The sequence below is a fragment of the Sphingobium phenoxybenzoativorans genome, from assembly GCF_001757355.1.
Lineage (GTDB): Bacteria > Pseudomonadota > Alphaproteobacteria > Sphingomonadales > Sphingomonadaceae > Sphingobium > Sphingobium phenoxybenzoativorans.
The window spans coordinates 1-12,846 of sequence record NZ_MINO01000089.1; the positions used below are offsets into that span (position 1 = coordinate 1).

The following is a 12,846-nucleotide window of genomic DNA, read 5'->3' on the forward strand; positions in this document are numbered from 1 at the left end:
TCCGCCCCACTTTGCCGCGCTTCTCCATGCCGCGCCTGAAGGTCACCGAGGCGGGCGAGGAAGTGATCGAGGAGCAGGAGGCCGCGCCCCGCCGCCCCGTCTCCGCCGAGCCAAAGCCGCCCATCACCATCCAGTCGCCCAAGCCCGCCCCGGCCCAGCGCGCCATCGCCCCGGTGTCTCAGGATGACCTGTTCGGCAACAGCTCGCTGCCGTCCGCCGACCTGCTCTCCGCCCCGCCGCCGTCGCAGGGGCAGAAGATCGACCGCGCGGGCCTGGAGCGCAACGCCCGCCTGCTCGAAAGCGTGCTCGACGACTTCCATGTGAAGGGCAATATCATCGAAGTGCGCCCCGGCCCCGTCGTCACCATGTATGAGCTGGAGCCGGCGCCGGGCATCAAGGCCAGCCGCGTCATCGCGCTGGCCGACGACATCGCCCGCAACATGTCGGCCCTCTCCGCCCGCGTCGCGACCATCCCCGGCCGCACCGTCATCGGCATCGAGCTGCCCAACGCCAAGCGCGACGCCGTGGTCCTGCGCGAACTCATCACCAGCGAGCAGTTCGCTGCGGAGGGCACCCTCCCCATCGTGCTGGGCAAGAATATCTCCGGCGAGCCGATCATCGCCGACCTCGCCCCCATGCCCCACCTGCTGATCGCGGGCACCACCGGGTCGGGCAAGTCGGTCGGCCTCAACTGCATGATCCTCTCGCTGCTCTACCGCATGACGCCGGACGAGCTGCGCCTGATCATGATCGACCCGAAGATGCTGGAGCTCAGCATCTATGACGACATCCCCCACCTCCTCTCTCCCGTCGTCACGGAACCGCAAAAGGCGATCCGCGCGCTCAAATGGGCGGTGGAGCAGATGGAGGACCGCTATCGCATGATGGCGTCCATCTCCGTCCGCAACCTCGCCAACTACAACGAGAAGGTCCGCGCCGCGAAGGCGAAGGGCAAGCCGCTCGGCCGCCGCGTCCAGACCGGCTATGACCCGGAAAGCGGCCAGCCGGTCTATGAGGAGGAACAGCTCGATTTCCAGCCGCTGCCGCAGATCGTGGTGGTGGTGGACGAACTCGCCGACCTGATGATGACGGCGGGCAAGGAAGTCGAATTCCTGATCCAGCGCCTCGCGCAGAAGGCGCGCGCCGCGGGCATTCACCTGATCCTCGCGACGCAGCGCCCCTCGGTCGACGTCATCACCGGCGTCATCAAGGCGAACCTGCCCACCCGCATCAGCTTCTTCGTCACCAGCAAGATCGACAGCCGCACCATCCTGGGCGAACAGGGCGCGGAACAATTGCTGGGCAAGGGCGACATGCTCTACATGGCGGGCGGCAAGGGCCTCACCCGCGTCCACGGCCCGTTCGTCAGCGATGATGAAGTGCGCGCCATCGCCGACCATTGGCGCGCGCAGGGCACGCCCGACTATATCCAGGCCGTGACCGAGGAGCCGGAGGACGGCAGCTTCGCGCTGGACGGCGTTGACCTGGGCGACGACAGCCCGGACGCGCAGCTATACCGCAAGGCGTGCCAACTGGTGTTCGAAAACCAGAAGGCGTCCACAAGCTGGCTGCAACGCCAGCTCCGCGTCGGCTACAACAGCGCCGCGCGGCTGATTGAGAGGATGGAGGAAGAGGGCCTGGTCGGCGCACCCAACCATGTGGGACGGCGCGAAGTGCTGCGCGATGAGAATGGACAGGCGGTTTAGAGGGGGAGGGCAGCAGATTGCAATAAGATCGATCTGCCTTCAACTAGATTGACCGCATGTCGGGATGATCGCGTCTGCGGCCTTCAGACGAGGTGTCTAGAAGCATGAAGATATTGAAGCGCATCTTCACGACTGCTGGCGTTTCGGCAGATCAATTAGCACCGGAGCATGGACACCTCACTGAGAAACCAGAGAGCAACTTAGCCATTCAAGTCGATCGGCCAATTAAGAGCGTTGCGGAAGACATCTTTGATCGCGCCTCATTTGCCAAGCAGATAGCCAAAACCATCTCCCATAGACGGGATCCGTCTAGTCTCATCATTGGAATTTATGCACCATGGGGCGACGGTAAGACCTCGACGCTTGCGATGGTCGAGGAATATTTGAAGCCGGCACCCGACATTCTTACAATGTATTATAATCCATGGTTTTATGGCGATAGCACCGAGGCCATAACGCGCAGTTTCTTTTATTCCATCAAAAACAAACTGGAAAAGAGCGGCTGGTTTTCAAAACAGAACATTGGCGACTTAATGGCGGCATATGGAAAGGCAATTCCAAAAGTTGGGGATGTAGTTCATAGCGTAGGTGAAGCGATCACTACCGAAGCGTTGGTAGAAACCCGCGATAAGGTGGGAGGCCTCCTAAGGAAACATGGGAAAAAGGTCGTTGTCTTTATTGACGATATAGATCGTCTCGACAGGCGCGATATCCAAACTTTGTTCAAACTAGTCCGCTTGTCGGGTGATTTCGATCATACGACCTACCTGTTGGCTTTTGATGACGCGATTGTTTCCGAAGCCTTGGGAGAGGCTTATGGAAAGGGCGACCCCCTTGCTGGAAGGCGATTCCTCGAGAAAATCGTGCAAGTTCCACTGCACCTACCTCCAGCACGCTCGGATAAGTTAAGGGACTTGATGTTTGCTGCTTGCGATCGAGTAATTAGTGAGAACAACATTGAGCTAGGTGAAGCGGATGGTCCAGAACTTGGACATGCCTTGATGGAAGCCTTTGGATATACGCTGAAAACGCCTAGGCGGGTAAAACTGTTCGACAACGCCATTAGCTTCGCAGTCCCCGTTTTAAAGGGAGAAGTACGTGTTGTTGATCAAATTCTAATCGAAGGATTAAGGATTTTCTATCCCACAATCTATGAAGCCGTCCGCGCCAATTCCGAGAACGTACTCAAGGGACGCGACCGTCGCCAAGAATATAGACAACCACCATCCTCACCAATTGATAGAGCATTTGAACAACTGAAGGCTGATGATGTCGAGAAGGATGCTATTCGAGACCTGCTAGTGCAGCTTTTCCCCCGCCTAAGCCAAACGGAATATGGCGATGATTGGGATTCCAATTGGGCAATCGAAAAACGCATATGCAGTAGTGACTACTTTCGACGCTACTTTACCTATGCCGTTCCCACAGGTGATATGCCTGATCAAGAGATTGATACCATACTAGCTCGGGCTCAGGCAGACGATGGAGATGGTGTCGGAGCGTTATTCGATGACGCGTTCGAAAGAAATGCAGCCGAACTGCTGATCCGTAAGCTGAGACGCCACGAGGAAACACTTGATCTAACGGCAGTTCCCACCTTGAGTTTAGCACTCGCAAAGCGCGCTTCCAAAATACCGATATCTGGAGACTTTCTGTTCGGGACGTTTGCCATTTCCCAAGCAGCTATTCTCATTTGCCAGCTAATGCAAAGGATGGAAGCAGCGCGACAAGATGCAATTCTCATGTCTGCAGCGGAGAACACTGACTCCCTGTTTTTTATAAGCCAACTTCTACGGTGGGCTCGCATACGTGAAACCGAAGGGCAAGAACGAGGGTTTCTCACTCCTGAGAGAATACACCCAATAACCGCAGTTCTGGCGAGACGCCTTTTCGCAAATGCCGATGAAAGTAACATCGTCGACTGTGCGGGTGACCATTTTGGAGAATTAGTATTTTCTATTTTCAGGAATTGCGATGAGATAGTCAAACATTCATTGCTGGACCGACTATCCGCTTTTCTGGATGCAACTCCGCAAAATGCACTTCTGCTACTCAGAGGCCTTTGTGGTCGGTCCAAAATTGGAAATGGGATCGTCCGACCGTCTGAATTTACCACTGAAACATATGAATCACTTTCCGCACTGCTGGATTTAGATCGCGTATATTCACAGCTCCGCGCAATCTACGGCATCGAACTCGATACCGCGACATGGGAGAATAATTGGAACGATAACTATGATGTTGACCGTCGCATCGCTGATCAATTTTCGGTTATTCATCGTCGTCAAGCTCCAAAGGCTAAATCTGCAATGCAGCCAGAGAATTGAATTCGTGTCAAAATAGTTCGTAAAATTTTTGACCTTTCGGTTTGCACGTCTTATTCGAGCAAAAGAGGCATCTTATCTCCCCCTGTCCTACACCCCACGCCCCATGCTTCACTCTCCGCATGGAACAGCACCCTACCCCCACCCCGCCGCCCGCCGCGCCTCGTGGCGTGACCTCCCCCAATCCTGCGCACTGGACGCCCGCCAAGCAGCGCATCTTCCTTATGGCCCTGGCCGACACCGGCAATGTCGTGCGCGCCGCGCGGGCGGCGGGGATGACGTCGCGGAGCGCCCATCGGCTTCGCGCAAAGCTGTCGGGCACGCCGTTCGACCGCGCCTGGTCGCAGGCGATCGCCCATGCCGTGCGGATGCAGGGGGACCCGTTCGATCCCCTCCACATGCCCGCCCGCGCGCCTGCGGCCAGGGCGAAGTCATGATCCGCCACTATTTCGCCCTCTCGCGAGCGCGCCGAGGGAGCGGTCCGGGTGCGACGTATATGGGACGCAAGTGCGACGTATATGGGACGCAAGTGGGACTCATATGGGACGTAAGTGCGACGCAAGTGAGACGTATGTGGGACACAAGTGCGACGTGGGAGGGACGCATGTGGGACGCAGGAGGGACGCACATGCGACCTACATGGGACTCAGGAGGGACTTTTGTGGGACCTACATGCGACTTCCCGGCCAAAACGCGTCACAACCCGCAACTTCCGCAACTTCGTTGGATTTTCTCTGCCCGGCGCTGCGTTTGTCCCGGCCTCCAACCGGGCTGATCCTCCTGCGCGGACGGGGGTATGGCGTAGGGATGGAGCCAAAAAGCGGCCGCATAGGATGCGCGCGAAATCCGCGCCGCCGCACCTTTTCCTTGCCCTTTCGGAACGATCGGGTTCACAGCCGGTTCAACGGCGATGCCGCAGGCTGGCGCACATCTGGCCCCCCGGCCCAACATTCGGCCCGACGATTTGGAGAGACGAGATCCCCGTGAAACGCCCGTTCAAGACTATCGCAATGGCCCTTGCTGCGACGGCCCCGCTTGCCCTTGCCGCGCTGCCGGTGGGGCGCGCCGCCGCGCAACAGGCCCCCAATGCCCAGCAGGCCGACCTGCAGAAGGTCAACGCCTATATCCGCGCCGTCACCTCCATGACCGCCGATTTCACCCAGACCGACCGCAACGGCCAGTCGCTGACCGGCAAGCTGACCCTGAAACAGCCGGGCAAGATACGGTTCCAATATCAGAAGGGCGTGCCCTTGCTGATCGTCGGCGACGGCAAGGCGCTGACCGTGATCGATTATGAAGTGCGGCAGGTGCAGCGCTGGCCTATCGGCAATTCGCCGCTGGGCGCGCTGCTCGACCCGACCCGCGACCTCAGCAAATATGGGAAGGTTATCCAAACCGGCGACCCGTCCGTACTCAGCGTCGAGGCGCGGGACCCCAAGCGGCCGGAGTTCGGCACGATCACCATGATCTTTCAGCGCAAGGCGTCCGCGCCCGCGGGGCTGGAGCTGTACGGATGGGTCGCGCTCGATTCGCAGAACAACCGGACGTCGGTGCGACTCGCCAATCCGCAATATGGCGTGCCGGTGCCGGATTCGGCCTTCAAATGGACCGATCCCCGTCCGAAGGGGCGCGCGGGCTGATGAAATGGGCCTGATGAAATGTGGCCCTGGCGCGATGGTTCGCAAGGCTGACGCTTTCGTTCATCTGCCGCTCATATGGCCGGGGCTAATCAGGAACTCACGGCGCGGTTGAGGCCGGGGATTTCCCCCCTGTTACCCTTGGCTCTCGGCTCCGTCGCGAAGCGCACAAAGGCGCGATCGAGACCCCCGTTCCACGCCCCCGGAGCGGGGGTCTTTCGTTGCCCGCGCCGGGTCAGGGGCATGGCGCGCCCATGCCCTTGCGACTCTCCCCTTTGGTCCGTAGTGGGATGGGATGTCCGAACCCCTGAAGATCGCCTCCTGGAACATCAACAGCGTCCGCGCCCGGCTTGATATCGTGGAGCGGTTCCTGGTGGAGGAGGCCCCCCATATCCTCTGCCTTCAGGAAACGAAGGTGATGGACGACATCTTCCCCGGCGACCTGTTCCGGCGGCTGGGCTACACTTGGCAGATCCTCCACGGCCAGCGGATGCACCACGGCGTCGCCATCATGAGCAAGGTACCGGTGCGGGAGGATGACCGGTTCGACTGGCAGGCCAATGGAGAGGCCCGGCATGTCGGCGTCTGTCTGGAAAACGGCGTGCGGATCGAAAATGTCTATGTGCCCGCCGGTGGGGATATTCCCGACGCGGACCTCAATCCGAAATTCGGGCAGAAACTGGCGTTTCTGCAGCGGATGATTGACTGGTCCACCGCGCTGGACAGCAAGCCGACGATCCTGACCGGCGATTTCAACATCGCCCCGCTGGAATGCGACGTGTGGAGCCACAAGCAGCTTCTGAACGTCGTCAGCCATACGCCGGTGGAATGCGAAATCCTCGGCCGGCTGCAGGCGTCGAATGACTGGGTGGACCTGGGCCGCCAATTCTACCCCGCGCCGCAGCGGCTCTACACCTGGTGGAGCTACCGGGCGCAGAACTGGGCGGAATCGGATCGCGGCCGTCGCCTGGACCATATGTGGGTGACGCCCGACATCGCCGGCAAGGCGGTCAGCCACCGTGTGGCAGAGCCTGCGCGTGGCTGGACAAAGCCCTCCGACCATGTGCCGCTGATTACGGAATTCGCATTCTGATGGACCCGAAAGCCGCCGCCCGTGCAATCGACGCTCTGCGCCGGGGCTGGCCGGTCGAACTGCGCGCGGCGGACGGCGCATGCCGGGTGATGGCCATCGAGGGAGCGGACGACGTGACCCTCGCCGCGTTCGATCCGGACGGAAAGGCGGCGCTGCTCATCTCCTCCTCCCGCGCCGAAACGCTGAAACTCACCAACCAGCGCGCGGCGGCGGACCCGGAGCTTCCAGTGCTGATCGAACGGTCTCCCTGGATCGACCGGGATGTCGCGGCAGCCATTGCGGATCCCGTGCGCGACCTTGGCTCTCCGCTGAAGGGGCCGTTCCGCGCCGGACGCATCGATGCGCCGTTGGCGGCCAAGGCGGCGCTGCGGATCGCCCGGCTGGCCGGTATATTGCCCGCCTTCTTTGTCGGCGGCGAAGGGCCGGTGGAGGCCAGCGTCAGCGCAGACGAGATCGCCGCCTATGACGACGCCGCGCGTCTGGCCATCGCAACGCGCGCGCGCCTGCCAGTGTCAGCCAGCGAAAACGCCGAAATCGTCGCCTTCCGCAGTCCGGAGGAACCCCGCGAGCATATCGCCCTGATTGTCGGGAACCGTGACGGCAGCCCGCCGGTCGTGCGCTTGCACAGCGAATGCCTGACCGGCGACGTGCTGGGATCGCTGAAATGCGATTGCGGGCCGCAACTGCATGAGGCGCTGCACCAGATCGCTGACGCGCCATGGGGCGTTCTGCTCTATCTGCGGCAGGAGGGGCGCGGCATCGGCCTGGTCAACAAGCTGCGCGCCTATGCATTGCAGGATCAGGGGTTTGACACGGTGGACGCCAACACCCGGCTGGGCTTCGCCATCGACGCGCGCGATTTTTCCGTTGCGGCGCGGATGCTGAACCTGCTGGGGGTTGGCGAGGTGCGCCTGCTGACCAACAACCCGGCGAAAGTCGCGGGGCTGGAGGCGGCAGGTGTCAGTGTGAAGGAGCGGCTCCCGCTCGCCATCGCCGCCAATCCGCATAATGAACGCTATCTGGTCACCAAGCGCGACCGGACGGGGCACCAGCTTTGAGCGTTATAGAGGTCGACGCCGCCGCCGGGCGATTACGGTTTGGCGACATCGACATTCCCTGCGCCATCGGCAAGGGCGGTAGCTGCCCCGCATCAGCAAAACAGGAAGGCGATGGCTGTACGCCACTGGGCGTCTGGCCAGTGCGCGGCGTCCTTCTGCGCCCCGGCAGGGTGTCGCTCGACCGCTTTCCCTCAGCGCCGTGGCGGTGGACGCGCGAGGGCGACGGCTGGTCGGATGACGCGGCCGACCCCAGCTACAACCGGCCGGTGCAGTTGCCGCGCGGTTTTTCAACCGAAACGCTGCAGCGGGACGACCAGGCCTATGACGTCATCGTGGTGCTCGGCCATAATGATTCCCCTCCGCAGCCAGGCGCGGGCAGCGCCATCTTCTTCCACATCTGGGTCGAAGGCAGGCCCACGGAAGGCTGCGTGGCGATCGCGCGGGAGGAGATGTTGCGGATCGCGCCCATGCTGAAGGGCGACACGGCGATGCGAATATTCTGAGCTATCCGGCCCGGTTCAGGCAGGCGCTGTTTCCTTCACCTTCTCCACCGGTTCCTCGGTAATCGCTCCCGCCGCTTCAAGAAGGCGGCGTTCCAGGCTCTGCAGGCGCGCCTTGCTCTCCACCTTTCCGCCCAGCAAGTCGGTCAAATAGAAGGTATCCACCGCTCGCTCGCCATAGGTGGCGACATGGGCGCTGTGCACCGTCAGCTTCGACTGGAACAGCGCGTTGGCCAGCGAGAAAAGTAGCGCCGGCCGGTCGCGGGCATTGACCTCCACCACGGTAAAGCGGTTCGACGCCTTGTTGTCGATCAGGACATTGGGGACGATCTGAAACGCTTCGGCGCGGGTGCGGGGCAATGGCCGCGCCTCCAGCTTCGTGACTAGCTTGTGCCGGTTGGCGAGCGCTTCCTCAATGCAACGCTTGATGCGGGCCAATTGGTCGGGACTGTCGAAACGGCCGCCGAGCGGGTCCTGCACCAGGAAATTGTCGATCGCCATGCCGTCCCGCATGGTGTGGATACGCGCGTCGATGATGTTGCCGCCCGCCAGATGGATGGCGCCCGCGATCCGGTAGAACAGCCCAGGATGGTCGGCGGCATAAACCGTGACCAGCGTCGCGCCGCGGCGCGGATAACCCTCCGCCGCGATGGACAAGGGCGAATCCCCGGCAGCGAGGATATGGCGGGCGTTATGCTCCAATATGTCCTCTGGTTCGGCCACCCAATAGGATTCGGGGAAACGCTTCTGCAGAGCCGAGAAATCCGCACCCGGCAGGGCCAGAATATCGCGCAACGCCTGCTGCTTGGCCGCCACCCGTTCGCTGCGCCCCTTCTGCTTGTGGCCCAGGCGCAGAACCTCCTCGGCGGAATCGTAGAGGTCCGTCAATAACTGTCGTTTCCATCCATTCCAGACGCCGGGGCCGACCGCGCGGATATCCACCACGGTCAGGATCAGGAGCAAGCGCAGACGTTCCGGGCTTTGCACAACCTCAATGAAATCGAGGATGGTTTTGTAATCCGACAGGTCGCGCTTGAAAGCGGTCGCCGACATCAGCAGGTGATAACGGACCAGCCAGGACACCGTTTCGGTCTCCGCCGGCGTCAGTCCAAGCCGCGGGCACAGGCGCAGCGCCAGATCCGCGCCCAATATGCTGTGGTCACCGCCCCGCCCCTTGGCGATGTCGTGCAGCAGCACCGCGACATAAAGCGCACGGCGGGAGATCAGCTTGTCCATCAGGTTCGAGGACAGGGGATGATCGTCCTTGAAATCGCCCTTTTCGATTTTCGCCAGTAGGCCCACGGCGCGGATGGTATGCTCGTCGACAGTGTAGTGATGATACATGTCGAACTGCATCTGGGCGACGACGCGGCCGAAATCGGGAATGAAGCGGCCGAATACGCTGGCCTCATTCATCCAGCGCAGCACGGTTTCCGGGTCGCGCGGCGACGTCAGCACATCCATGAAGGCGGCGTTGGCGCGCGGGTCCTTGCGCACCCTGGCGTCGATCAGCCGCGCGTCGCGGCTGGCGGTGCGCATGGCGGCCGGGTGAATGGCCAGGCCGTGACGATCCGCCACCGCAAATATCTCCAGCAAGCGCACAGGGTCTTCGACGAAGAAATTGTCGGATGGCAGCGCGATCCGACCGCGATCCAGGATGAAGCCGTCCAGTTTTCGCGGGCGGCGGAAGAAGGAGGGGATATAGCGCCGCCCGCGCGCGGCCCAGACATCGTCCAGATGCGCGAGGAACACCGCCGTCAGGTCGCCGACGGTTTTCGCGTTGAGGAAGTAATAATGCATGAACCGCTCGACCGCCGAGCGGCCTGCGCGCGCGGCAAAGTGCGTGCGCGTGGCGATCTCAAGCTGAAGGTCGAAGGTCAGCCGGTCCTCAGCGCGCCCGGCGATCAGGTGCAAGTGGCAGCGGACAGCCCACAGGAAATCCTCCGCCTTCTGAAACTGGCGCAACTCGTTGGTGGTGAGGAGACCCGCATCGACCAGTTCCGACACGGACCGGACGCGGTTCACATATTTACCGATCCAGAACAGCGTATGGAGGTCGCGCAGTCCGCCCTTCCCCTCCTTCACATTGGGTTCGACGACGTAGCGGCTGTCGCCCATACGTTTGTGCCGGGCGTCGCGCTCGGCCAGCTTGTCGGCGACAAATGCGCGCGCCGTATCCTCCATCACTTCGGATGAGAATCGGGTGGCGGTCTGTTCATAGACCCCCCTGTCGCCCCAGACATAGCGCGCCTCCAGAAGCGCGGTGCGAACGGTCAGGTCGGCCTTCGCCATGCGCATCGTCTCATCGATGGAGCGGCTTGAATGGCCGACCTTCAGGCCCAGATCCCACAGCGAATAGAGCATGGATTCGATCACCTGCTCTGTCCAGCCGGTCGGCTTGTACGGCGTGATGAACCCGATATCGACGTCGCTGAAGGGCGCCATCTCCCCCCGGCCATAGCCGCCCACCGCGATCAGGGCGAGGCGTTCCCCGGTGCTGGGATTGCTGATCGGATAAAGATATTGCGTGGTCGCATCATAGAGGATGCGCAATATCTGATCGACCAGAAAGGCGAGCGCCGACACCATCTCTCGCCCGCGCGTCGGCCGGGCCGCCAGACGGCGGGCAGCCTCCGACCGGCCATTTTCCAGCGCCACCCGCAATTCCCCCACGATCGCGGCGCGCAGTTGCGCGGAATCGCCCTTCTTTTCCTGGGCGATGGCGGCGATCGCGTCGGACAAGGCGCGACGGTCGATAATGGCGCGGCGTTGGGGCAATGTATCGAAAGGGGTTGTCATTGCCGCCTATGTAGGGCGTTGCACGGTAAGGGGAAACAGCGATTTCAACACCCGTGCAAAGCGCGCCTATGCCTCGCCCTGCGCAATCTGCTTGAGGCGGTAGAGTTGATCCAGCGCCTCACGGGGGCTGAAGGCATCGACATCCATGCCAGACAGGGCTTCGCGCAGGGGATCAACCCTTTCCGGTTCGGCCTGGATGGTGGCGGCAAACAGCGGCAGATCGTCAAGGCCCGCAGCGATGCCGCCCGTTTTCGCCTTCCCTGCCTCAAGCCGCGAAAGCACCTCCTTCGCGCGGGCGAGGACGGCGGCGGGAAGCCCGGCGAGACGCGCAACGGCAAGGCCATAGCTGCGGTCGGCGGGTCCGGGCACGACTTCGTGCAGGAGCACGAGGTCGCCTTTCCACTCGCGCGCGCTGACATGGTGGAGCGAGAGCGCATCCAGCTTCTCCGCAAGCCGGGTCAGCTCATGATAATGGGTGGCGAACAGGCAGCGGCAGCGGTTCGTTTCATGCACCGCCTCCACCACGGCCCAGGCGAGAGCAAGGCCGTCATAGGTGGAGGTGCCGCGGCCGACCTCATCCAGAATGACGAAGCTGCGCTCGGTCGCCTGGGCGAGAATCGCCGCTGTCTCCACCATCTCGACCATGAAGGTCGACCGGCCCCGCGCCAGATTGTCCGATGCGCCGACGCGGCTGAACAGGCGGTCGACAAGGCTGAGGCGAGCGCTGGCGGCGGGCACATAGCTGCCCGCCTGCGCGAGGATGACTATCAGCGCGTTCTGGCGCAGGAAGGTGGACTTGCCGCCCATGTTCGGGCCGGTGACGAGCCAGAGCCGGTCGTCGCCGACCAGACGGCAGTCATTGGCGACAAAAGGCTCCCGCTCCTTCGCCAGCGCGTCCTCCACCACCGGATGGCGACCACCGGTAATGTCGAGGCACTGGCCATCCTCAAATTGCGGGCGGCACCAGCCGCCCTCGGCGGCGCGCTCGGCCAGGGCGGAGGAGACATCGAGCCGGGCTAGCGCCTGCGCCGCGGCGGCGATGGCCGAACGGTGCGCGACGACCGCGGCGATCATATCCTCCAGATGCGCAGCCTCCGCCGCGAGAGCGTGTGCGCCCGCCTGCGCAACGCGGCTCGCCTGTTCATGCAGGTCGACCGAATTGAAACGCACGACGCCGGCGAGCGACTGGCGGTGGGTGAAGCCGCTCCCTTCCTTCATCAGGGCGTCGGCGGAGCGGGCGGGCACCTCCACATGATAGCCAAGGACGCCATTATGCCGGATCTTGAGCGCGGTGATGCCGGTCTGCTCACGATAGCGCGCCTCCAGCGCGGCGATGGCGCGGCGGCCATCACCCGCCATCGCCCGCAGTTCGTCGAGCGCGGCATCATAGCCGTCGGCAATATAGCCGCCGCTCGACGCTTCCGTCGGCGGGCTCGGCACGAGCGCGCGGGTCAGATGATCGACGAGTTGGCCATGACCGTCGAGCGCGGGGAGCAGGTCGCGCAGCAAGGCGGGCTTATCCTCGCCATTGCCGATCCTTTCGCGCAGCAATCTCGCGCCGGTAAGGCCGTCGCGCAACTGGCCGAGATCGCGCGGGCTGCCCCGGCCCATGACGATGCGGCCAAGCGCGCGGCCGATGTCCGGCAAGGCCCGCAGGGCGCTGCGCAGATGGTCGCGCTGACCGCTGGCGTCGTGCAGATGGCGCACAAGGTCGAGACGCCGGTCTATC

The 12,846-nt window shown here is 62.5% G+C and carries 9 protein-coding genes; 7 read left to right on the forward strand and 2 right to left on the reverse strand.

The features are described from left to right. From BHQ40_RS21945 to BHQ40_RS21975, 7 genes are all read left to right on the forward strand, one after another. The coding region (locus tag BHQ40_RS21945; RefSeq protein ID WP_070157927.1) for a DNA translocase FtsK at positions 1-1,706 on the forward strand (1,706 nt) is incomplete at its 5' end. A gap of 104 nt (positions 1,707-1,810) precedes the next feature. Continuing rightward, on the forward strand, positions 1,811-4,033 hold the full coding sequence (locus tag BHQ40_RS21950; RefSeq protein ID WP_070157928.1) for a KAP family P-loop NTPase fold protein: 2,223 nt from the start codon (positions 1,811-1,813) through the stop codon (positions 4,031-4,033). A gap of 119 nt (positions 4,034-4,152) precedes the next feature. Then, positions 4,153-4,467 (forward strand): helix-turn-helix domain-containing protein, encoded by a 315-nt coding sequence (locus tag BHQ40_RS21955; protein WP_070157929.1) that lies wholly within the window; start codon positions 4,153-4,155, stop codon positions 4,465-4,467. Positions 4,468-5,040: 573 nt separating this feature from the next. Further along, on the forward strand, positions 5,041-5,670 hold the full coding sequence (locus BHQ40_RS21960) for a LolA family protein (protein WP_139139422.1): 630 nt from the start codon (positions 5,041-5,043) through the stop codon (positions 5,668-5,670). Between the two features lie 292 nt (positions 5,671-5,962). Next, entirely contained in the window at positions 5,963-6,760 is a 798-nt protein-coding gene (locus BHQ40_RS21965) for an exodeoxyribonuclease III (RefSeq protein WP_070157931.1), read from the forward strand. Next, the gene (gene ribA, locus BHQ40_RS21970; protein WP_070157932.1) at positions 6,760-7,818 is read left to right on the forward strand and encodes a GTP cyclohydrolase II; all 1,059 of its coding nucleotides are present in this window, start codon (positions 6,760-6,762) and stop codon (positions 7,816-7,818) included. Before BHQ40_RS21965 ends, ribA begins: the two co-directional genes overlap by 1 nt. After that, positions 7,815-8,321 (forward strand): L,D-transpeptidase family protein, encoded by a 507-nt coding sequence (locus BHQ40_RS21975; protein WP_070157933.1) that lies wholly within the window; start codon positions 7,815-7,817, stop codon positions 8,319-8,321. Before ribA ends, BHQ40_RS21975 begins: the two co-directional genes overlap by 4 nt. Positions 8,322-8,336: 15 nt before the next feature. On the opposite strand, the gene BHQ40_RS21980 is transcribed toward BHQ40_RS21975, so the two are convergent. Then, positions 8,337-11,117 (reverse strand): [protein-PII] uridylyltransferase, encoded by a 2,781-nt coding sequence (locus tag BHQ40_RS21980; RefSeq protein ID WP_070157934.1) that lies wholly within the window; start codon positions 11,115-11,117, stop codon positions 8,337-8,339. Between the two features lie 66 nt (positions 11,118-11,183). After that, positions 11,184-12,846, reverse strand: a 1,663-nt coding sequence (gene mutS, locus BHQ40_RS21985) for a DNA mismatch repair protein MutS (RefSeq protein ID WP_083277105.1), incomplete at its 5' end; no start/stop codon positions are given.

Bases quoted from the DNA above. Each gene is read 5' to 3' on its own strand.
- BHQ40_RS21960 (WP_139139422.1), top strand. From the start codon at position 5,041: ATGGCCCTTGCTGCGACGGCCCCGCTTGCCCTTGCCGCGCTGCCGGTG.
- BHQ40_RS21980 (WP_070157934.1), bottom strand. From the start codon at position 11,117: ATGACAACCCCTTTCGATACATTGCCCCAACGCCGCGCCATTATCGAC.
- BHQ40_RS21955 (WP_070157929.1), top strand. From the start codon at position 4,153: ATGGAACAGCACCCTACCCCCACCCCGCCGCCCGCCGCGCCTCGTGGC.
- ribA (WP_070157932.1), top strand. From the start codon at position 6,760: ATGGACCCGAAAGCCGCCGCCCGTGCAATCGACGCTCTGCGCCGGGGC.
- BHQ40_RS21950 (WP_070157928.1), top strand. From the start codon at position 1,811: ATGAAGATATTGAAGCGCATCTTCACGACTGCTGGCGTTTCGGCAGAT.
- BHQ40_RS21965 (WP_070157931.1), top strand. From the start codon at position 5,963: ATGTCCGAACCCCTGAAGATCGCCTCCTGGAACATCAACAGCGTCCGC.